At 51.8% G+C, this 20,210-nt stretch carries 20 protein-coding genes; 14 read left to right on the top strand and 6 right to left on the bottom strand.

What is annotated here, in order from left to right; translation table 11 throughout:
• Positions 1 to 36: 36 nt before the first annotated feature.
• Positions 37 to 510: a ferric iron uptake transcriptional regulator gene (fur, locus tag NSU14_RS16280; protein ID WP_042136755.1), complete on the top strand. Its 474-nt coding sequence runs from the start codon at positions 37 to 39 to the stop codon at positions 508 to 510.
• Positions 511 to 648: 138 nt separating this feature from the next.
• Positions 649 to 1,239, top strand: a complete 591-nt coding sequence (locus NSU14_RS16275) for a TetR/AcrR family transcriptional regulator (RefSeq protein ID WP_042136757.1) — start codon at positions 649 to 651, stop codon at positions 1,237 to 1,239.
• A 105-nt stretch (positions 1,240 to 1,344) separates the two neighbouring features.
• On the opposite strand, the gene NSU14_RS16270 is transcribed toward NSU14_RS16275, so the two are convergent.
• A complete protein-coding gene (locus NSU14_RS16270) occupies positions 1,345 to 2,025 on the bottom strand; it encodes a TIGR00266 family protein (RefSeq protein ID WP_340946222.1) in 681 nt (226 codons plus the stop codon).
• Between the two features lie 260 nt (positions 2,026 to 2,285).
• On the opposite strand from NSU14_RS16270, the gene NSU14_RS16265 reads away from it, so the two are divergent.
• Complete coding sequence (locus tag NSU14_RS16265) at positions 2,286 to 2,498, top strand: hypothetical protein (protein WP_042136761.1); 213 nt, start codon at positions 2,286 to 2,288, stop codon at positions 2,496 to 2,498.
• Between the two features lie 2 nt (positions 2,499 to 2,500).
• Here the strand turns inward: NSU14_RS16265 and NSU14_RS16260 are convergent, their stop codons facing one another.
• Positions 2,501 to 3,319: a helix-turn-helix domain-containing protein gene (locus tag NSU14_RS16260; RefSeq protein WP_039303582.1), complete on the bottom strand. Its 819-nt coding sequence runs from the start codon at positions 3,317 to 3,319 to the stop codon at positions 2,501 to 2,503.
• Positions 3,320 to 3,631: 312 nt separating this feature from the next.
• Here NSU14_RS16260 and NSU14_RS16255 point away from each other — a divergent pair, with 312 nt between their 5' ends.
• Genes NSU14_RS16255 through NSU14_RS16235 form a run of 5 tightly spaced genes read left to right on the top strand, consistent with a single transcriptional unit; the run spans position 3,632 to position 8,588 of the window.
• Entirely contained in the window at positions 3,632 to 4,399 is a 768-nt protein-coding gene (locus NSU14_RS16255; protein WP_042136762.1) for a sugar phosphate isomerase/epimerase family protein, read from the top strand.
• Positions 4,392 to 5,489 carry a Gfo/Idh/MocA family protein gene (locus NSU14_RS16250; protein WP_340946219.1) on the top strand — a complete coding sequence of 366 codons (1,098 nt, stop codon included), beginning with the start codon at positions 4,392 to 4,394 and terminating at the stop codon, positions 5,487 to 5,489. Before NSU14_RS16255 ends, NSU14_RS16250 begins: the two co-directional genes overlap by 8 nt.
• Before the next feature lie 48 nt (positions 5,490 to 5,537).
• Positions 5,538 to 6,608, top strand: coding sequence for a Gfo/Idh/MocA family protein (locus NSU14_RS16245; RefSeq protein ID WP_042136765.1), 1,071 nt, complete (start codon positions 5,538 to 5,540; stop codon positions 6,606 to 6,608).
• Between the two features lie 39 nt (positions 6,609 to 6,647).
• Positions 6,648 to 7,616, top strand: a complete 969-nt coding sequence (locus NSU14_RS16240) for a sugar phosphate isomerase/epimerase family protein (protein WP_042136766.1) — start codon at positions 6,648 to 6,650, stop codon at positions 7,614 to 7,616.
• 3 nt (positions 7,617 to 7,619) lie between these two features.
• A complete protein-coding gene (locus NSU14_RS16235; RefSeq protein ID WP_336103418.1) occupies positions 7,620 to 8,588 on the top strand; it encodes a phosphotransferase family protein in 969 nt (322 codons plus the stop codon).
• 95 nt (positions 8,589 to 8,683) lie between these two features.
• Here NSU14_RS16235 and fabV read toward each other — a convergent pair whose 3' ends face one another.
• Entirely contained in the window at positions 8,684 to 9,874 is a 1,191-nt protein-coding gene (gene fabV / locus NSU14_RS16230) for an enoyl-ACP reductase FabV (RefSeq protein WP_336103417.1), read from the bottom strand.
• Positions 9,875 to 10,144: 270 nt separating this feature from the next.
• Here fabV and NSU14_RS16225 point away from each other — a divergent pair, with 270 nt between their 5' ends.
• The 3 genes from NSU14_RS16225 (at position 10,145) to NSU14_RS16215 (ending at position 13,588) form a co-directional block, all read left to right on the top strand.
• Positions 10,145 to 10,687: an HXXEE domain-containing protein gene (locus NSU14_RS16225; RefSeq protein ID WP_042136773.1), complete on the top strand. Its 543-nt coding sequence runs from the start codon at positions 10,145 to 10,147 to the stop codon at positions 10,685 to 10,687.
• A 140-nt stretch (positions 10,688 to 10,827) separates the two neighbouring features.
• On the top strand, positions 10,828 to 11,898 hold the full coding sequence (locus tag NSU14_RS16220; protein ID WP_042213143.1) for an ABC transporter ATP-binding protein: 1,071 nt from the start codon (positions 10,828 to 10,830) through the stop codon (positions 11,896 to 11,898).
• Between the two features lie 256 nt (positions 11,899 to 12,154).
• Positions 12,155 to 13,588 carry a glycoside hydrolase family 43 protein gene (locus tag NSU14_RS16215; RefSeq protein WP_081969977.1) on the top strand — a complete coding sequence of 478 codons (1,434 nt, stop codon included), beginning with the start codon at positions 12,155 to 12,157 and terminating at the stop codon, positions 13,586 to 13,588.
• Between the two features lie 83 nt (positions 13,589 to 13,671).
• Here the strand turns inward: NSU14_RS16215 and NSU14_RS16210 are convergent, their stop codons facing one another.
• Positions 13,672 to 14,835 (bottom strand): MFS transporter, encoded by a 1,164-nt coding sequence (locus NSU14_RS16210; RefSeq protein ID WP_336103416.1) that lies wholly within the window; start codon positions 14,833 to 14,835, stop codon positions 13,672 to 13,674.
• Positions 14,836 to 15,001: 166 nt separating this feature from the next.
• On the opposite strand from NSU14_RS16210, the gene NSU14_RS16205 reads away from it, so the two are divergent.
• On the top strand, positions 15,002 to 15,877 hold the full coding sequence (locus NSU14_RS16205) for a LysR family transcriptional regulator (RefSeq protein WP_336103415.1): 876 nt from the start codon (positions 15,002 to 15,004) through the stop codon (positions 15,875 to 15,877).
• Between the two features lie 406 nt (positions 15,878 to 16,283).
• Here the strand turns inward: NSU14_RS16205 and fabF are convergent, their stop codons facing one another.
• Complete coding sequence (gene fabF, locus NSU14_RS16200) at positions 16,284 to 17,522, bottom strand: beta-ketoacyl-ACP synthase II (protein WP_340946214.1); 1,239 nt, start codon at positions 17,520 to 17,522, stop codon at positions 16,284 to 16,286.
• 171 nt (positions 17,523 to 17,693) lie between these two features.
• Between fabF and NSU14_RS16195 the strand changes: the two genes are divergently transcribed.
• Entirely contained in the window at positions 17,694 to 18,545 is an 852-nt protein-coding gene (locus NSU14_RS16195) for a helix-turn-helix transcriptional regulator (RefSeq protein ID WP_336100831.1), read from the top strand.
• 114 nt (positions 18,546 to 18,659) lie between these two features.
• On the top strand, positions 18,660 to 19,769 hold the full coding sequence (locus NSU14_RS16190; RefSeq protein WP_336100830.1) for a citrate synthase/methylcitrate synthase: 1,110 nt from the start codon (positions 18,660 to 18,662) through the stop codon (positions 19,767 to 19,769).
• Positions 19,770 to 19,864: 95 nt separating this feature from the next.
• Here the strand turns inward: NSU14_RS16190 and NSU14_RS16185 are convergent, their stop codons facing one another.
• Positions 19,865 to 20,152 carry a hypothetical protein gene (locus NSU14_RS16185; RefSeq protein WP_039303550.1) on the bottom strand — a complete coding sequence of 96 codons (288 nt, stop codon included), beginning with the start codon at positions 20,150 to 20,152 and terminating at the stop codon, positions 19,865 to 19,867.
• Positions 20,153 to 20,210 lie beyond the last annotated feature (58 nt).

Here is a 20,210-nt window from a genome sequence, read left to right as displayed (position 1 = left end):
GGGAATTGTTCAACTTCCGGAAAGGTGGGAACCCGGGTGAACCGAGTAGCAAATATCAGCCAGCAGTTTGCGGCGCAGAATTATAAGCTTACGCCTCAGCGCGAAGCTATAGTAAGAGTATTACTGGACAACGAGAAGGATCACTTAAGTGTGGAAGAGGTCTATATGCTGGTCAAGCGCAGTTATCCGCATTTGGGACTTGCGACCGTATACCGTACCTTAGAGCTGCTGTGTGAACTTCATATTGTAGAAAAGATGAATTTCGGCGATGGCGTTGCCCGCTATGACCTGCGCGGTGACGATCATGTTCATATGCACCACCACCTGATCTGCAGTGTATGCGGCAAGCTGGAGGAGATTAAGGATGACTGGCTGCTGGACCTTGAAGCGCGGCTGGCCCGTGAGTACGGCTTCAGTGTGACCGATCACCGGCTTGATTTCAAAGGCACCTATAATACCTGCAAGGGAAACGGCTGCAAGGGCGATAAAGAATGCCGGGCTGTATCCTGAGCCGCAGCTGGGGCACATTCAAAGACGCATGGCTGATTTAACAGCCGGCGTCTTTTTGTTTGACTGCAGCGGAGAATCAGCGCATTTGCGACTTATGGAGCAGGGATATGACGCTGGTGCACATGCTATAATGACGTTATGCCAAAAAAAGTGGACCATGATGAACGCCGTAATCATCTGGCGGAGGCGGCTTGGCGGATCATCCGGCGTGATGGTCTGGAAGCTGTATCCGTGCGGAATGTTGCCAAGGAGGCAGGCATGTCGCTGGGATCGCTGCGGCATTATTTTGCCAGCCAATCCGAGCTGCTTGCCTTCTCCATGAGACTGGTGAGTGAACGAAGTTATCAGAGAGTTGAGGTCTTTCAATACTCGGGGAATCCCCGTGAGGACGTGGAAAGGCTGATTCATGAATTAATGCCCATTGATGAAGAGAGGAGGGCGGAAGCGGAGGTCTGGCTGGCTTTTGTCGGACGGGCAGCAGCGGACCCCGCCATACAGGCGCTGAAACAGGAAGTACATAACGGGCTGTATAGCGGCTTCTGCCAGATGATGGAGTACCTGGATGCCGTGAATCTGCTAAGACAGGACCTGGATCTGGACCGGGAAATCAAGACGCTGCATGCATTAGTAGACGGATTGGTCGTCCATAGTGTAATCTATCCCGAAATGGTAACACCGGAAGATATGATTATGCTCATTTCCAGTCATTTCGACAAGCTGATGGCTTAAGTACCCGGTCAAACGCGGATGAATTTCCAAAAAAGATTGAACCTGTGATTCTTCTATTAACAGGTTCAATCTTTTTTAAATTTCGGAATCGGCAGCCCGCCGCTGCTACGGCCGGTTCGGCACAAAGGACTTGATCCAAGTCCCGAAGCTTCCGGGATTGCGGGTCTGTACCAGAACGACGCCTTCGCCGCGGAACCGGCAGACCAGTGCCTCCCCGCTGGTTAAGCTGTTCAGCCAGCCGGAGGCTGCCTTTTCCACCTTATAATCCATATAATCCGGCCAGGCCACGAGGTGGCCGTTATCAATGATCATTTCCTCGCCAGGGCCGAGGTTAATGGCGTGAATGGCTCCGAAGGAAGAGAGGAAGACCGTACCTCTGCCGCTGATTTCTACAATGAAGAAGCCTTCGCCGGAGAATAAGCCGCGGGTCAGATTCTGCATTTTGGTGTTCACTTGAATACCGTGGGTTCCAGCCAGGAAACCATCCTTCTGCACCATCAGCTTGTACGAGCCGTCCAGCTCAATGGCCTGAATATCCCCGATTGCCCCTGGTGAGAGCAGCACTTCACTCTGTCCGCGGGTGGCGGTCAGCTCCTGGAAGAAGAATTTCTCCCCGCTCAGCATCCGGCCGAGTCCGCGCATAATACCGCCGTCTACCGTTCCTCTCAGCTCCACATTCGGCGACATGGCGACCATCGCCCCCATTTCCGCCTTCACACTTTCTCCTGACTCCAGGACTACCTTCAGCATGGCAAAAGCGCCGTCATACAGCACATCGTATTTCATTAATATCTCCTCCTGATTCTGCCTATTCCATTCTAAGTATAACTGATGACTTTCTTCTGCCAGACACATGTACCTTGTCCATCAAGAATACTGTAACAAGCTGTACCGCTGCAAGCTGAGGACAAGGCAGTGTAACTGACCACAAAGGAATAAACTATTATAGTTAATTATACCGGGCAGCGGTATAGTGATTATGTTAAAATTAAACTAACAGTACCGCATGTACTGAATATGCTTATAACAAAGGAGTGTTGCCGCTTATGGCACGTACACGCACACAAAAAGCTCTGCTGAAGGCAGAACGCTCCGGCACCTGGTGTGCCGAAAGAAACCGCAGGATGAATCAGGATTACGGCGCCATCTCCCAGCATGTACGGACGACACCCGGCAAGCGCCAGCAATTGAATAAAGTCAAACACAAGGAGCGGATCTATAGTGATGGCGCTCCTTTTGCATGCCTACTGGTCTCGTGACCTTACGCCTGCGCCCTGCTATGGATACGGTACTGCTTGGGTGACATTCCGAACCGGCTGCGGAAGACACGGTGGAAGTACGTATAGTTGGCAAACCCGCAAGTTTCAGATACATGCTCCAGCGGCATCGGGCTGAAGGTGATCTTCTCCCTGGCCATATCCAGCCTGACGTCATTTACATATTTCACAATCGTAGTGCCGAACGCTTCTTTGAACAGATGAACCGCGCGGGAGACGGAAATATCGACATGGCCGGCCACATCCTCCAGACGGAAGGCGTACGCGGCATGCTCCTCGACATACTGCTTCATCCGGTAAGCAAGATAGGCCTTGGGTGAAATTGCCGGCTGCTCGGACATCAGCCTGTCAATCTCCATACATAGAATCTGCAGATAACACGCGGAGATATCCGGTGAAGAATCTGATAGACGGCGCTGCTCCAGTACAAGCTGGCGGAACAGGCCAAGAATATGGTCGCTGAGCGGCAGCCGGAGTACAGCCGGGCGATGCTTGCGTCCCCACCATTCTTCAATCCAGGGGCCGCTGCAGAAAATATGATAGTCGCCGCTCTCAATCCGCGGCTTGCCGACAGGGTAGACTTCCTTGTCGATACTTAAGTAGTAGGGATCGGTCGGTGCGAAGAGCATCAGATTGCCGCTCTCGACAGTAGTGATGACTCCGCCTTCCATCGTCCGGCTGCGTCCTTCGGTCTGGAGGCGCAGCAGATAATACTGGACGCCTTCGCTGCGGGACATATGAAACGGCTTGCGGTGGAAGGAGAATCCGGCGGATAGGATGTGGCAGGCTGCGTTAGGTGTCATGAGTCCTCCTGTTGTTAAATGATAAGCAGATTGTTCATGTTTTAATCATATTATTCATTTTATTATATACGCTTTCATATTACCATGTACCTAAGCAAAAAACATACAAATGATGTGGGGGAGGCTGTATTGCGGCTCTGATCGCTACATAGGCAAACACTGGAGGCAGCGGATGACAGATAGACAGCTATATTACATCCTATGTTTACAGCCCGTTTGTTCAGGTGGAATGCCTGGCATAGGTGCGGGGCAAAGGGCGGTGGCGGCAAGATCAGTCGGACTCTCGGATCAAACTTAGGAGTGAGAGCAATAATGTTGAAGGTAGGACTTCAGCTGTATACGCTGAGAGACGAACTGGAACAGGATTTCGAAGGGACAATACGCAAGGTTGCCGAACTGGGCTACAGCGGTGTGGAATTCTTCCACTATTTCGGCCGGACGGCCGGGCAGGTGAAGGCACTGCTTGAGGAAACAGGACTCGTGGCTCTCGGAGCGCATCGCCCGTACGATGTTATGCTGAACGATACGGAACAGGAAATCAGCTTCAATCTGGAGATTGGCAACCGCAATCTGATCGTGCCTTTTCTGACGGAAGAACAGCGTAATTGGCCTGAAGTGGCTAAGAACCTGCGGCTGATCGGCGACAAATGCCGGGCAGGCGGGGCGGTTCTTTCTTATCATAATCATGATTTCGAATTCACGGAGAAGGTGGGCGGCCGCACAGCTTTTGACTACCTGTTCGATGAGGTGCCTGCTGAGCAGCTTCAAGTGGAAATGGATACATGCTGGGTGTATTATGGCGGATATGATCCGGTAGAATACATCAATAAATACGCAGGACGGCTGCCGATCATCCACCTCAAGGACCTGAAAAAACGCGAAGACGGTTCTCCGGAGACTGTGGTCTTGGGTGAAGGCGAAGTCAATCTGGCTGCAATTATTGAAGCAGCCGCGGCGGCTGGTGTGGAATGGGCAGTGGTTGAACAGGATTATTGCAGCCGTTCACCGCTTGCCAGTGTAGCTGACAGTTTGAATTGGATCAAATCATATGGTAATCAAGGAGGAAATATTCATGTCTAACAAACTCAAAATTGCTATTATCGGTTGCGGTGGTATCGCAAACGGCAAACATATGCCAAGTCTTTCCCGTCAGAGGGATGCCGAAATGGTGGCATTCTGTGACATCGTAGAAGAACGTGCTCAAGAGGCTGCCAAGACTTACGGAGCGGAAGGCGCTGCTGTATTCACCGATTTCCGTGAGCTGCTGGCTGCCGGCGGATTCGACATCGTGCATGTATGCACACCAAACGACAGCCACTCCGAGATCACTGTGGCCGCCCTCGAAGCCGGCAATCACGTGCTGTGCGAGAAGCCGATGGCGAAGACCACTGCCCAGGCGAAGGAAATGCTGGATGCCGCCAAGCGCACTGGCAAGAAATTATCCATTGCTTATCAGAACCGTTTCCGTGCAGACAGTGATTATCTGAAGGGGCTGTGCGAGAGCGGAGAACTCGGCGATATCTATTACGGTAAGGCTATTGCGCTTCGCCGCCGTGCCGTTCCGACTTGGGGCGTATTCCTGGATGAAGAGAAACAGGGCGGCGGACCGCTGATCGATATCGGTACACATGCACTGGATCTGACGCTCTGGCTGATGGATAACTACAAACCGCGTATGGTTGTAGGCTCCACCTTCCACAAGCTGGGCCAGAAGAAGAATGCGGCGAATGCCTTCGGTCCATGGGATCCGGAACAGTTCAAGGTTGAAGATTCCGCATTCGGCTTCATTACAATGGAGAACGGTGCTACAATTGTGCTTGAAGCCAGCTGGGCGCTGAATGTGTCAGAATTTGGTGAAGCCAAGACAATGCTCGCCGGTACGGAGGGCGGAGCAGACATGAAGGATGGCCTGCGTCTGAACGGCGAACGTGCCGGACGCCTGTACGAAACCAAAGTTGATCTTGGATCAGGCGGAGTAGCCTTCTACTCCGGTGCTGCTGAGACTGAAGCTGACCGTGAAGCGCGTCTGTGGCTGGAAGCGGTAAGAGAAGATAAAGATCCGGTTGTATTGCCGGAGCAGGCTTTTGTTGTTACCCAGATCCTTGAAGCAGTGTATGAATCAGCACGTACCGGACGTGCCGTTTATTTTGACGGAAGTTCTGACAACTAAGAGCATCTCCGGTTCACGCGACTATTAGAGAAAACAGGAGTGGAATCCATGAGTTCAATCAAACATACTGTAGTTATCGTTGGTTACGGCGGAATGGGCAGCTATCACACGCAATTAATTAAAGAAAGCGACCGCGTGATAGTGAGCGGAGCCTTCGATCTGCTGGAAGAGCGGCGCGCGCTGGCTGCCGAAGCAGGTTACACCGCTTATTCCAGCTATGAGGAAGTACTGGCAGATCCGGAGGTGGACATTATTCTGATCGCAACACCGAATGATGTGCACAAGGATATTGCTGTTCGTGCATTTCAGGCGGGCAAGCATGTGGTCTGTGAGAAGCCGGTGGCCATGTCTTCGGCCGAATTCACCGAGATGCAGGCAGCGGCAGATACGGCCGGACGTGTGCTGATGGTGCACCAGAACAGACGCTGGGATGAGGATTTCCGCGTAATCAAGGAGATGTATGAGAAGGAGACGATTGGATCACTCTTCCAGCTTGAGTCCCGGGTGCATGGTGCTAACGGGATTCCCGGCGACTGGCGTCATGTGAAGGCGCAGGGCGGAGGGATGCTGCTGGACTGGGGCGTTCATCTGCTGGATCAGCTGCTGTTCATGATTGACAGCAAAGTCACAAGCGTAAGCAGCAGCCTGAGCTATATTCTCGGCAATGATGTGGATGACGGTTTCGAGGCCAGCCTGCAGTTTGAGAATGGGATCAAAGCCATCGTTGAAGTCGGAACCACCAACTTTATCACGCTGCCAAGATGGTATGTGAAGGGGCTTGAGGGAACGGCTATTATTGAGGACTGGTCTCTGAGAGGAAGAATAGTCACCCGCAATAATGCATCCGAGAAAATAGAACCGACACCGATCCGTGCAGGTGTAGGGTTAACCAAGACGATGGCTCCGCCATCGGAAGGCTCGACAATTGCCGGAGACCTGCCGGCGGCGTCTGAGCTATCCTCCAGCTTCTATGATAATCTGGCTGCTGTAATCGAAGGTACAGCTGAACCGATTGTCAAGAACGCTGAAGTGCTGCGTGTGCTTATTCTGATTGAAGCTATCTTTGAAGCGGCAGAGAAGAATGAGACCATCAAGAATTTCGATATCTACGGTGCATAACAAGATACGAGAACTGATCAGGGAGAGGTGGCAACATCAATGAAACTTGGAGTATTTATGGTATTGTTCGGCGGCCGCAAGCTGGAGGAAGCGCTGGATTACGTAGCATCCAAAGGGCTGAAGGCAGTTGAGATCGGCACCGGAGGTTATCCCGGCAACAGCCATTGCGATCCGAAGCTGCTGCTTGAGAATGAAGCAGCGCTAAAGGAATTCAAGCATGCAGTAGAATCCCGCGGTCTGATTATCAGTGCACTTAGCTGCCACGGCAATCCGCTGCATCCGCAGAAGGAGCTGGCAGCCAAGGACCATGAGGATTTCGTGAACACGGTTAAGCTGGCACAGAAGCTGGGTGTTAAGGTTGTGAATACCTTCTCCGGCTGTCCCGGCGATCATGAAGGCGCGAAATATCCGAACTGGCCGGTTGCGCCATGGCCGAATGATTACCAGGAGATTCTGACCTGGCAGTGGGAGAACAAAGTGATCCCTTATTGGACGGAGCAGGCTGCTTTCGCAACTGAGCATGATGTGAAGATTGGCCTTGAACTGCACGGAGGATTCTCGGTGCATACGCCAGCTACGCTGCTGAGACTAAGAGAAGCTGCAGGGGAAGCCATTGGCGCGAACCTGGACCCGAGCCATATGTGGTGGCAGGGCATTGATCCGGTACAGGCGATTCATATTCTGGGCCGTGAAGGCGCAATTCATCACTTCCATGCGAAGGATACGGTAATTGATCCGGTCAATGTCAACAAGCATGGCCTGACCGATATGCAGTCCTATACGAATATGCTTGACCGCGCCTGGCAGTTCCGTTCCGTAGGCTACGGACATGATGTCAAGGTGTGGGCGGACATGATGAGTGCGCTCCGCCTTGTAGGATACGACTATGTGGTCAGCATTGAACACGAAGACGGCCTGATGTCTATTGAGGAAGGCTTCTCCAAGGCTGTAGACAATCTCCGCCAGGTACTTATTGAAGAGCCTCTTTCCGAGATGTGGTGGGTCTAACAGATGGAGAGCTTCACCAAGGTCAAGCTGAATGACCGGGAGCTGAGTCTATTAGCAGCAAGCGCCTTCGGTGCAGATGCAGCGGTTGTCGGCAGCAGAGAGCTGACCGGAGGTTTTTTTAATACAGGATATGATCTGGAGCTGAGCGATGGACGGTCGGTCATCCTTAAGGTTGCTCCTGGGCCGGGGACAGCAGTGCTTAGCTATGAGAAGGATATTATGCGTGCTGAAGTCGGAGCGCTCCGCCTGGTCCGTGCTGCAGGCGGGATTCCTGTGCCTGAAGTCTACAGTTATGATGAGAGCCTGCTGCTGATTCCATGCCCTTATTTCTTCATGGAGAAGATTGAAGGTGAGCCGTACAGTGATGTGAAGGAGAGCCTGTCTCCAGAGCAGCGTTCTTCCATTGAGTATGAACTCGGGCGGTACCAGCGTCTGATCAATGAGATTAAAGGGCCAGTTTTTGGATTATTCGGTGCAGATCCTGCCGGAGGCGGAATGTCCTGGAGGGAGACCTTCAAGGCGATGCTGCTGAATGTGCTTCAGGATGCTGTGAGACTGGATGCCGCGTTACCTGCATCGCTGCCGGAAATTGAGCAGGCGCTGGGGCGTTATCTGCCGGCGCTGGATGCAGTGACGCAGCCGCGTCTTGTACACTGGGATTTGTGGAACGGTAATATTTTTGTGCAGGATGGCAGGATCGTATCCATTATTGACTGGGAGCGGGCCATGTGGGGTGATGTGCTGCTGGAGTATTATTTCCGGCATTTCGAGAACTCGGAAGCGTTCTATGAGGGGTACGGGACAGCTTTCAGCAGTCCGGACGAACTACTGCGGAAGCGGCTGTACGACCTGTATCTGGATCTTATTATGGTTATTGAGTGTTATTCGCGCCAGTATAAGGATGAGAATCATGTAAACTGGGCCCACGAGAACCTCGCGGAGTCCTGGAAGCTGTTCTCATCTGTAATCTGACTAGACAAACAGGAGGCCGGTTCTCTTCGGAGATCCGGCCTCCTGGCTGTTGTTGGGTACATCAGAGCAGATGGATGTCAGTCTGCACTTAGTACTCAGTACCTGTTCCTGATGGTTACGACCGGGTTGATGTCTGCTTCGTAATCAACGCCGCCAGTCTCGAAGCCGAACAGCTGGAAGAACTCACGTCTGTAGCCGTCCAGATCGGAATATTGATAGACATTCTCCGTGCTTAGCTTGGGCCAGATGCGGTCCACTTCTGTCTGCACAGCGGGGCTCATCTCATGATCATCAATCCGGATGCGCCCTTGTCCGTCTACCGGAGTCCCTTCCGGGTTGTACAGGAAACCGGTATACAGCCGGTATGCTTGTTCGATGCAGCCTTCGTGCAGTCCCTGTTCCTTCATAACCTTGTAGAGAACGGAGATGTAGAGCGGAACTACAGGGATCGCCGAGCTGGACTGGGTGACCAGGCCCTTGCTGACTGCTACATAGGCGCGGCCTCCGGTTGGTGATAATTGGGCATTCAGCTCTAAGGCTGTGGCTTCCAGATGATCTTTAGCCCGGCCGATGGTGCCGTCACGGTAGACGGCCTGTGTTAGCTCCGAACCTATATAGGAGAAGGCGAGAGTGACCGCATCTGCCGCCAGAGCACCGGAATTCCGGAGCGCTTCAATCCAGAGCTGCCAGTCTTCTCCGCCCATCACATGAACCGTCTCATCGATTTCAGCTTCGGTGGCCGGTTCAATCTGTACCGTGCTTAGTTCTCCGGTATGGAAATTGACCGTTGTATTGGTATAAGTGCTGCCGATCGGCTTCAATACTGACTGATGAACTTCTCCGGTCTCTGGGTCTGTTCTGCGTGCCGAGGCTACGCTGTAAATGACAAGATCAACCTGTCCGAGCTCCCTGCGGATTAACTCTATGGTCCGTTCTTTCGTTTCAGCGGTGAAAGCGTCCCCGCATACGCTGTAGGAGCGCAGGCCGGCTGTATAGGCCATTTCCTCAAAAGCTGCGGAATTATACCAGCCTGCGGAGGCCGTCCTCGTCTCGCTGGCTGTGCTGGGTCTATAGACACCTACAGTTGCTGCTCCTGCACCGAAGGCTGCAGCAATCCTGACTGCAAGTCCATACCCGGTTGAAGCCCCGATTACGAGTACATTGCGGGGGCCTGTAAATTTTCCCTGATTTTGTACATAGTTCACTTGCTGCTGTACCTGATGCGCACAGCCTGCGGGGTGGGCAGTCGTACAGATGAAACCGCGCGTTCTGGGTTTTATGATCATTATAATATTTACCTCGCTTTCATCGATGGTTGCAGGGATTGTAGAATCGAGAGGAGTTGCCTGATTCGGAGTGAGTATTTTCTCATGGTGAACCTCTCAGGTGATCCTTATAATGAAGTGAAGAAACATCTGAGCTCCCAGATCAGGCTGTATGAATGCTATATTGATCTAATTTACTTCATTGAATGTTATTCCCGCAAGTAAGGCAGGGACGACGGGCAGCAGAGAACATACCGGATGACAACTTTCCCGCGAAAGGAGACGGATGTTATGATGTTGAACTGGCTGCAAATACATATGGACGTAACAAGCTTGCTCTGGCTGCTGCCTGTATTCTTCATGTTTCATGATTTTGAGGAAATTCTTACAGTTGAGGCATGGGGGAACAAACACGGTCCAGCTATAACATCGTCGCTTTCCCCGTCATTGCAGAAGCGCCTGGCGCCTATGATGGGCATGACCACCAGGAATTTTGCTATGGATGTGCTCTTCGTGTATATTCTGATAGTGGGGGTAACCTTCGTTGCGGTGTTTTTAGAGTTCTACTGGCTCTACTTAGCCGTGCTCGCTGTGTTTCTGCTGCATGTCTTCACACATTTGGCACAAAGTATTGTTCTGAGGCTGTATACCCCGGGTGTAGTGACTGCTGTGCTCGTAGCATTGCCGTACTCGATATATGCTTTTTACCGCCTGCTGTATGAGAATGTTGTCAGCGAAGCTGACATAGGGTGGTCGGTGCTGCTCATGCTGATCCTGACACCACTGCTTGTATGGGGCATGATGAAGAACAGGACAAGACATAACCGCAGCTGAGAATGATGATTTGTTACGGTGACGTTTTCAGAAAAATCTTGACGTGACCCCCTAATGATAGATAAAATAATATTATTGCGTGTTTTTTGGCTACTGAGAATTATTATCATAATTTGAAAAGAAGCAGAGAGGGTGACAGGATGGAGCGCCTTTTAGAGGTAAAAGACCTAGCTATATCATTCAGAACACGCGGAGGAGAAGTCCAAGCAATCCGTGGTGTCAGCTTTCATGTAAATAAAGGGGAGACTCTGGCGATTGTAGGCGAATCCGGTTCCGGTAAGAGCGTAACCTCGCAAGCAGTCATGAAGCTGGTTCCTCAGCCTGCGGGCGAATATAAGCGTGGACAGATTCTGTTCGATGGACAAGATCTGATCGGCAAGAATGAGAAGCAAATGCAAAAAATCCGCGGTAAAGAGATCGGTATGATTTTCCAGGATCCGATGACCTCGCTGAATCCGATGATGAAAGTCGGCAGACAGATTACCGAAGTACTGTTCAAGCACGAGAAAATTACAAAAGAAGCTGCTTACAAACGCGGCATCGAGCTGCTTAATCTGGTGGGAATTCCTTCACCTGAACGCCGTTTCCAGCAGTACCCGCATGAGTTCAGCGGCGGGATGCGCCAACGTGTCGTAATCGCTATGGCACTTGCCGCTAACCCTAAGCTCCTGATTGCCGATGAGCCGACAACCGCGCTTGACGTAACCATTCAGGCACAGATCCTGGATCTGATGAAGGACCTGCAGAAGAAGATTGATACAGCGATCATTTTCATCACCCATGACCTTGGGGTTGTGGCGAGAATGGCAGACCGTGTTGCCGTAATGTACGCTGGTCAAATCGTTGAAATGGGCACAGCGGAAGAGATCTTCTATGATCCGAGACATCCGTATACTTGGGGCTTGCTGGCTTCCATGCCTAGCCTTGAGAGCAAGGGTTCCCTGCTTACAGCGATTCCGGGAACACCTCCCGATCTGATCAAGCCGCCTAAGGGTGATGCCTTCGCACTGCGGAGCACATATGCCATGGCGATTGACATGGAGAAAGAACCGCCAATGTACAAGGTTTCCGATACTCATCTTGTGAAGTCCTGGCTGATGCATCCGATGGCACCTGCGGTAGAACCGCCGGATGTCGTGAAGAAGCAGCGCCGCGTTTTGAGCAATGCCTATCCGGAGCCGGTTCTCGTGCAGAACAGCAGCGAGTATTAAGAACCGGGCTATAGCACATACTATTAAGATTAGCGTCAGGCCGATTGCGGCTTGGCGCTTTTTTGACGATTCAGGAAGCAATGAGTTTCTTCGAAGGTGGACGAAGCTTAAAGTTACCGCAAAGAACATGCCCGGCCGATCTGCCTGACTTTAAGTTTATATAAATATAAAATAATACAAATATATATAAATAAAAGTATTGACTAATTTGTCATTGCGCAGCAAAATGTAAGGGTATACATAAGGGGGTTATAAGTTGAGAACAAGAACGCTAACCGCTTTGATATCCTTAGCTTTGCTGTCTGCCTGCAGTGGCGGGAATGCTGCAGGCACACCTGAGTTTGAGAATGTATCGGTACACGATCCATCCGTGATCAAGGCTGACGATACTTTTTATGTGTTTGGCTCGCATTTGGCTTCGGCCAAATCCAAGGATCTGATGTCGTGGACTCAGATTTCCTCCGGGGTAACGGATGACAACGTGCTTATCCCCAATGTAACGGAGGAACTCAGTGAGACTCTCAGCTGGGCACAATCGGACACCCTGTGGGCGCCTGATGTCATTCAGCTGGCGGACGGGAAGTTCTACATGTACTACGATGCATGCCGGGGAGATTCTCCGCTGTCGGCACTCGGCATCGCAGCCGCTGACAAGGTCGAAGGCCCTTATAAGAATAAAGGAATTATTCTTAAATCTGGTATGGCCGGCACCGGAGATGACGGTGAGGTCTATGATGCTACCGAGAAGCCTAATGTAGTAGATCCTGATGTGTTTTTTGATAAGAACGGCAAGCTGTGGATGGTATACGGTTCGTATTCCGGAGGCATCTTCATTCTGGAGCTGGACCCGGCTACGGGCTTTCCGCTGGCAGACCAAGGGTATGGCAAGAAGCTGCTGGGGGCGGATCATGCCCGGATAGAAGGGCCTTATATGCTGTACAGTCCGGAGACGGATTACTACTACTTGTTCCTGTCTTACGGCGGGCTCGATGCGAATGGCGGCTATAATATCCGTGTTGCACGCTCCAAGAACCCGGACGGACCGTTTGAGGATTCTGAAGGCAAAGCTATGATTGACGCGCGGGGGACGGCTGGTGTTCTGTTTGATGATCCGGCATATGCACCTTACGGAGTGAAGCTGATGGGGAGTTATGAGTTCCTGAACACGGATCAGGAACCTTCAGCCAGCGGTGCAGGGTATGTCTCTCCCGGACATAACTCGGCATATTATGATGAGAAGAGCGGGCAGTATTATCTGATCTTCCATACCCGGTTCCCGAATCTTGGCGAGCAGCATGAAGTGCGGGTACACCAGATGTTCCTGAACGAAGCGGGCTGGCCGGTAGTGGCGCCCCACCGCTACAGCGGGGAGAAGATCGGCAAGTACTCCGGTAGGGATGTGGCCGGCGAGTACAAATATATCAATCACGGCAAAGATATTACTGCAGAGATTGTAGAGTCGCAGCTCCTTAAGCTGAATACAGACGGTACGATAAGCGGCGCAGTAACAGGTACATGGAGCCTGGGTGATGAGCATAGTGCGAAGCTGACTATAGACGGGACGGAGTACAGCGGAGTGTTCCTGCGCGAATGGAATGAAGCCACTGGAAGTAATGTAATGACATTCACGGCATTGTCGGCGGAAGGCATCTCAGTCTGGGGAAGCCAGGTTTCACCGGAGAACAAGTAACGTTACATTCCCCGGTGGCTATGATCATATGAAACAGCGGCAGCAAAGGACGAACTATAGTCCCTGGCTGCCGCTGTTTTTTATTATGGAGAACTTTTTTTGTTCCCTATTGCCAATTGAACGATAATCTGAAGTACGATGATGCCAGCCAAACCATAGAATGCTTGTACGAAGCTGCCCGTAGCATCGTAGTACCAGCCCATGGCCAGCGGCCCAAGCGCTCCGAGAATATAACCGCCGGATTGGGTCATTGCAGACCAGCTACTGGCTTCCTGGGCGTTGCTTGTTTCATCAATGGGCAACATTAATGCAATAGGGAACATTCCGCCCGCACCAATACCGAGCGGGACCGCCGCGAGCCAAGGGCTAACGGATAGGTTCAGCATCAGGACACCGGTCAACTCCATTAACGCACACCCGACAAGCCAGAATACACGTCTTTGGTAGCGGTGTACAAGCATGGGTATGAACAACGTAGAGGGCAGCGATATCAATGTGAATAAGGTTTGGATGTTTCCGGCCGTCTCCTGGCTGTACCCCTGGCTTTGGATGGCTGGCGCGAGCCAGGCGGTTAAGGAATAGAAGATCGCTGCCATCAGCCCGAAGAATAGGGTCAGCACCCAGGCACGCCTGTTCTTCACCGGAAGAGGTGCATGAAGTACACTCTTAGTTATACCGGATTGCCGGTCTGTGTGCGCAGACCAGGCTAACCGCAACCAGACAGGCAATGCAATGGCTGCGGGGAATGCCCATACAGCCAGTGAGCTCCTCCATGATCCCCCCAGCAGATGCTGAAGCGGAACCGATAGTCCCACACTAATGCTCGCCCCTGCCACCATCGCTGTAGAGTAGATCCCTACCATGGCTGCCACCCGGTCAGGGAAATGCTGTTTGATGAAGCTGGACAACAGCGGTCCTGCCAAGGCGATCCCTACACCCGACATAAAAGAAGTGAACATCATCAATGGAGTTGTGTCCACAAACCAGCGTAATCCCGTACCCAGCCCGATGAGGATTAGAGCCAGAACAATGGCCCCTTCATTTCCCCACCTTCTGCTTAATCTAACGGAGAACGGAGCAAATAGGCCCATGCATAATACCGGAAGTGTGGTTAACAGACTGGCGGTAATCCCGCTTATACCCAGATCATTTTGTATGGTGCTCATTAGAGGAGAAATGGATGTAATAGGCGGCCGTAAATTCAGTGAAGCCAGGATAAGCGCCAAGACGATGTAAAAAAGTTTCATTCTGAATCTCCTCGTGGTAGTAGTATTGTGGCTTTCACCCGTGAGCATGAGCCCGTGACAGAGCATTGGGGGATGCACGGTTAAGTATAGAATCATTAGAATGATTGAACAATATTATTGTTTCTATTAAAATGATTACTAAAACCAATGATTGGAGGTGGCTGATATGGAGATTCGTCAGATGGAAAACTTCATTGCGGTGTGCGAGGCGCTTCATTTCACACGGGCAGCTGAGAAACTTGGCATATCCCAACCTACGCTGAGTCAACAAATACGTGCGCTGGAGGATGAACTCGGCGTTCCCTTATTCGACCGGGTCGGCAAGAGGATTGTGATGACACAGGCAGGAAACCTGTTTCTGGAGCACTGTGTACAGATGATCCGTCATTTACAGAATACCCGGGATGCATTAGCTGAATTCCGCAATGATCAGCGGGGCCGACTGGTAATCGGTGTTCTCCCTTCCGATCTGGACTACCGGATTACTCCTTTGCTGGCAGATTTTCATACCCGGTTCCCCAAGGTGCAGCTGAAGGTTGTCTCTTCGGTCTTCGTCTTGAATCAAGTGCTGGAGAATGAAGTAGACATCGGCATCGACGTCTCGTCTGCTCCTGATGACCGGCTTGTACGCATTTCTTTGTGCAGTGAAGAATATGTGCTTGTCGTTTCCGAGAATCATGATTGGGCGAAGCGAAGCTCGATTGGTATCCGGGAGCTGCGTGATATCCAAACGGTGATGTTCCCCGAAGGATTTACAGGCCGAGAACTGGTGGATAACTATTGCCGTAAATATGGCTTCAGCTTAAATACGATTATGGAGATCAGTTCGGCCACTTCCATTATTAGCCTGGTAAAAGCCAATGTCGGAGGAACCCTGCTGCCGTATCCTCTGATCCAAGCGATGAATGAACCGACACTGCGCTGCATCCGAATTACAGACGATCCGCCATACCGTCACTTTGAGATCATTCACCGGTCAGACCGGTTTCTGACTCAATCGGCCAAGGCATTTATTGAGAAAACTATTGCGTATTTCAAATGATTTGTATGCAGATCCTGATAGGGTAACTTTGTATAAAATCATGCCCATAATACAACATTTCTCTGATCCTAGCGGCTGAAATTCAAGATTGTTGTATAGAATGCAGGATTTCAGCGTTTTCAAGCGGCTTAGCCGGATTATTCTTGTATTTTCTACAACAATCCTGCCGAACGCCCGGCTATTTATCGGTCAGAGTTGCAGAACGTACAACATTTAGGTCTAGAGTGCTTCCTAAAAGTCTCCATTCTGCCGGTAACGAATCCAATGGCAGGAATTGTCTCCTGTGTTCCAGTCCCGTTGTGTGACCGGTAACTTGTATGACAAACAGCGGGTCTCCGCCTGGAGATCCGCTGTTATTGGTAACATTCTATTCTCAGGCCATTGAATGCCGCAACTTCATCCTTACTTAATCCTCATACCTGCGCAGCACAATGACCGCATTATGTCCGCCGAAGCCAAAGGAATTGGAGATCCCGATCTTCAGATCCGCCTGACGGGCATGGTTAGGAACATAATCCAGGTCGCACAATTCGTCAGGCTGCTCCAGATTGATTGTCGGCGGAATCAGGCCCTCCTGCATGCTTTTGAGCAGGGCGATAGCTTCCAGGCCGCCGGCTGCACCAAGAGCATGTCCGGTCATCGACTTGTTCGCAGTGACCGGAATCCGGTAGGCGTCCTCACCGAACAGCTTCTTGATTGCCATGGTCTCCGAACGGTCTCCGACGATCGTACTGGTCGCGTGGGCACTAATTACATCCACCTCTGCCGGAGCGATTCCGGCCTCTCTCAGCGCCAGCTTCATCGCCTGATAGGCACCTATGCCCTCGGGATGAGTGGCTACCATATGATAAGCATCGGAGCTGGCCCCATAGCCGGTTACTTCACCATAGATGACAGCATTCCGCTGCAAGGCATGGGAGAGGGACTCCAGGATGACAATGGCGCCGCCTTCCCCGATGACAAAGCCGTCCCGGTGCTGGTCAAAAGGCCGGCTGGCCTTCTGCGGCTCCTCATTGCGGGTGGATAGGGCGGTTGCATTGCCGAAGCTGGCCAGGGCAATTTCGGTCACCGCCGCTTCGGCACCCCCGGCGAGGATCACATCGGCTCCGCCGTAACGGATCAGGCGGAAGGCTTCGCCGATGGCAGTATTACCAATCGAGCAGGCAGTGACCGGCGAGAGGGTCGGCCCTAAGGCTCCGAGCTTAATGCTGATCATTGCTGCTGCCATATTGGAGATCAGCATCGGGATCAGGGTTGGACTTACCCGTTCCGGGCCACGCGAGCGCAGCAGATCACCCTGCTCCATCAGGGTCTGGATGCCGCCTACTCCGGAGCCTACATAGACACCGAGCCGTTCGCGGTCAATCTTGTCCAGTTGCAGGCCCGAATGCGCCCAGGCTTCCTCGGCAGCGGCAAGCGCGAACTGGCTGAACCGGTCCATGCGCCGCGCTTCCTTGCGGCCGAATCTGGCGTCAGGATCGAACTCTTGTACAGAGCCGGCAATTTTGGTCTTGAAATGTGTTGTATCAAAAGTAGTGATCGGCGAAATTCCCGATTCACCAGCAGCCAAGCGGCTCCAGAATTGTTCTACGGTATTGCCAAGCGGCGAAATTACTCCCATCCCTGTGATCACTACGCGTTCCATATGATAATCCTCCTAAAAGTTATGTGAGCATAAACTTAAGTGTTGTAAGTATAACCGGATGCGTTCTAGACCTATTGTTCCACTTAATTTATCCTATTACAAGTTGTAGTTTATACTAGTATAATTACTACTACACTAATAGGCAGACCAACCGGAAGGCAGGGAGATACAATGTCCAATCAGAACAGGCTGCAAGCATTATCCGATTTCCTAAAATCCAGACGAGCGGCCATCTCTCCGGCAGCGGCAGGACTGCCGGAAGGCTCGCGCAGAAGGACGCCGGGGCTAAGACGCGAAGAGGTGGCACAGCTGGCCGGGGTCAGCAATACCTGGTACACGTGGCTTGAGCAGGGGCGTGATATTAAAGTATCTCCATCCGTTCTGGATTGTATTGCCGCAGCACTGCGGCTGACCAAGGATGAGCGGAGCTACTTATTTGCCCTGGCCCTGGATAACGGGCCGGGAAGTATGATTTATCCTCAAGAGGAGAGCTCAGTGATTCATCCGTCCCTGCAGAAGATCCTGCAGGAGCTGAAGAGCTGTCCGACAATCATCTCGGACCGGCACTGCGGCATTGTCGGCTGGAATGAGGCGGCCGCACATGTGTTTCTTGATTTCGCCAAGCTGCCGCCGGAGCAGCGCAATATGATCTCCCTGTTATTTGTACGGAAGGAATTTAGACGGCTGGCCGTGAACTGGGAGCAGTTTGTCCGGGGGTACCTGTCGATTTTTCGCGCCTATTACGGACAATATCTGGAGGACCGCTGGTATGATGAATTCATTGCGGAGATGAAGGAACAGCATCCGGAGTTCAATCAGCTATGGGAGGAGAGCCGGGTAAGCTCCGCTCCGGACGTAGTACTGGAGTTCCGGCATGCCAAAGCCGGCAAAATGCTGTTCCATTTAACCTCGCTTCAGGTGCAGGGCAGCACGGATCTGCGCTGCAGCATCTACACCCCCGCCGGAGATTCCAATACAGAATCCAAGCTGAAGCAGCTGATGGCGCCTGAACCGCAGGGTTGATAGATATTTTTTATGGATTCATAAAAAACTATAAATATGCAATATCGAATTTGACGTTTATACTCCTTATATGATGAATCAATTCCTGCGGGATCGTAAAAGGAGCAAAGGTCAATGGCTAAAGTAACCGGATTGGAAGGCGTAGTTGCCGGAGAAACTGAAATCGGATTGGTCGATGGAGAGAAAGGACATTTGGTATACCGCGGATATTGGGCCAAAGAGCTTGCGGTAAGCAAAAGTTACGAGGAAGTAGCTTATTTGCTCTGGAACGGGCATCTGCCGGATGCAGAGGAGCTGGCGCTGCTGAAGGCACAGATGGCAGAGGAGAGAGTCATTCCTGAGTATCTTTGCAGGATGCTGGATCTGTTCCCGGCTTCGGTACCGCTTATGCTGGTGCTGCAGAGTGCAGTTGCCGCACTAGGCGATAAAGAGAATACAACCTGGCCGCCAACGCTGAAGCAAGCGGTACGTCTGACGGCTGTTCTACCAGCAATCATCGCGTACAGAGCCCGCAGCCTGCAGGGCCTGGCACCACTGGATTCGCTTCCTGAGCTTGGCCATGCTGCGAATTATCTATATTTGCTTACAGGAAAGCTGCCGGAGGAAGCCCATGTCAAGGCGCTCAGCGCTTATCTGATTCTCTGCATGGAGCATGGCATGAATGCTTCGACTTTTGCCGGGCGGGTAGTGCTCTCGACTGAATCCGATATGTGCGCAGCGGTATGCGGAGCTATCGGAGCGATGAAAGGGCCGCTGCATGGCGGTGCACCTTATGAAGTCATCTCAATGCTGGAGGATATCGGAACGGTAGAGCGGGCAGAGCCTTGGCTGCGCAATGCGCTGGATAACGGGACGAAGCTGATGGGCTTTGGACACCGCATCTATAAGACCAAGGACCCCCGTGCAGAAGCACTGCAGATTGCCACGCTGGAGATGATCGGGAAGGATGCATCCTTTGACCTTGCCCTGCATGTAGAAGCCACGGCAATTGCACTGCTGGAGGAATACAAACCGGGCCGGCGGCTGTTCACTAACGTCGAGTTTTATGCCGCAGCCATTCTGAAGGCGCTGCAGCTCTCACCGGAGATATTTACTCCAACGTTTACGGCTGGTAGAATTGTCGGCTGGACGGCCCATATACTGGAGCAAGCGGCCAATAACCGGATTTTCCGCCCGCAATCTACTTATATCGGACCGATGCCTGAATCAGAGGTTGTATCATAACAGCACACAAACATCCCCGGCCGTCAAACAGCCGGAGATGCTGAACAAGGGAATGTTAATGAGAGAGTATGAGGGGGGATACTCTGACATTAGATTTAGAAATCAGAGGTTGCAACTTCGATGGTGCCGAAGACTGCGCCTGCAGCTGTGCTGAGAAGAGCAGCAACAAGCAGCAGGTTTACAGAAACTGTGAGACTGTTCAGCGCAGGAATAGTATAAGTGACGACTGGAGCATTGACTCTGTAAAGAACAAGGTCCACAGGGAAACCGGAGTTGTTATTTACAGTTACAGCCGCGTTGATGCCTCCAGCCAGATTCTCATAATAAGATTTACCAACGCCTGCAGCCAGGTTGAAGAATTGTTGCGGTAACAAGATTGCCATGGTAATGACCTCCTTTTTCGTTTGATAGGATATCATATTCGCCGAAACTATGATTGCT

The organism is Paenibacillus sp. FSL R10-2771, assembly GCF_038000205.1.
In the GTDB taxonomy this organism is placed as follows: domain Bacteria; phylum Bacillota; class Bacilli; order Paenibacillales; family Paenibacillaceae; genus Paenibacillus_AQ; species Paenibacillus_AQ phytohabitans.
This window is presented reverse-complemented; position numbering and strand designations above follow the sequence as displayed.

Bases quoted from the DNA above. Each gene is read 5' to 3' on its own strand.
- NSU14_RS16195 (WP_336100831.1), top strand. From the start codon at position 17,694: ATGTCCAATCAGAACAGGCTGCAAGCATTATCCGATTTCCTAAAATCC.
- NSU14_RS16260 (WP_039303582.1), bottom strand. From the start codon at position 3,319: ATGACACCTAACGCAGCCTGCCACATCCTATCCGCCGGATTCTCCTTC.
- fabV (WP_336103417.1), bottom strand. From the start codon at position 9,874: ATGATCATAAAACCCAGAACGCGCGGTTTCATCTGTACGACTGCCCAC.
- NSU14_RS16245 (WP_042136765.1), top strand. From the start codon at position 5,538: ATGAGTTCAATCAAACATACTGTAGTTATCGTTGGTTACGGCGGAATG.
- NSU14_RS16210 (WP_336103416.1), bottom strand. From the start codon at position 14,835: ATGAAACTTTTTTACATCGTCTTGGCGCTTATCCTGGCTTCACTGAAT.
- NSU14_RS16225 (WP_042136773.1), top strand. From the start codon at position 10,145: ATGATGTTGAACTGGCTGCAAATACATATGGACGTAACAAGCTTGCTC.
- NSU14_RS16235 (WP_336103418.1), top strand. From the start codon at position 7,620: ATGGAGAGCTTCACCAAGGTCAAGCTGAATGACCGGGAGCTGAGTCTA.
- NSU14_RS16205 (WP_336103415.1), top strand. From the start codon at position 15,002: ATGGAGATTCGTCAGATGGAAAACTTCATTGCGGTGTGCGAGGCGCTT.
- NSU14_RS16240 (WP_042136766.1), top strand. From the start codon at position 6,648: ATGAAACTTGGAGTATTTATGGTATTGTTCGGCGGCCGCAAGCTGGAG.
- NSU14_RS16220 (WP_042213143.1), top strand. From the start codon at position 10,828: ATGGAGCGCCTTTTAGAGGTAAAAGACCTAGCTATATCATTCAGAACA.
- NSU14_RS16255 (WP_042136762.1), top strand. From the start codon at position 3,632: ATGTTGAAGGTAGGACTTCAGCTGTATACGCTGAGAGACGAACTGGAA.
- NSU14_RS16270 (WP_340946222.1), bottom strand. From the start codon at position 2,025: ATGAAATACGATGTGCTGTATGACGGCGCTTTTGCCATGCTGAAGGTA.
- NSU14_RS16250 (WP_340946219.1), top strand. From the start codon at position 4,392: ATGTCTAACAAACTCAAAATTGCTATTATCGGTTGCGGTGGTATCGCA.
- NSU14_RS16275 (WP_042136757.1), top strand. From the start codon at position 649: ATGCCAAAAAAAGTGGACCATGATGAACGCCGTAATCATCTGGCGGAG.
- fabF (WP_340946214.1), bottom strand. From the start codon at position 17,522: ATGGAACGCGTAGTGATCACAGGGATGGGAGTAATTTCGCCGCTTGGC.
- NSU14_RS16190 (WP_336100830.1), top strand. From the start codon at position 18,660: ATGGCTAAAGTAACCGGATTGGAAGGCGTAGTTGCCGGAGAAACTGAA.
- NSU14_RS16185 (WP_039303550.1), bottom strand. From the start codon at position 20,152: ATGGCAATCTTGTTACCGCAACAATTCTTCAACCTGGCTGCAGGCGTT.
- NSU14_RS16265 (WP_042136761.1), top strand. From the start codon at position 2,286: ATGGCACGTACACGCACACAAAAAGCTCTGCTGAAGGCAGAACGCTCC.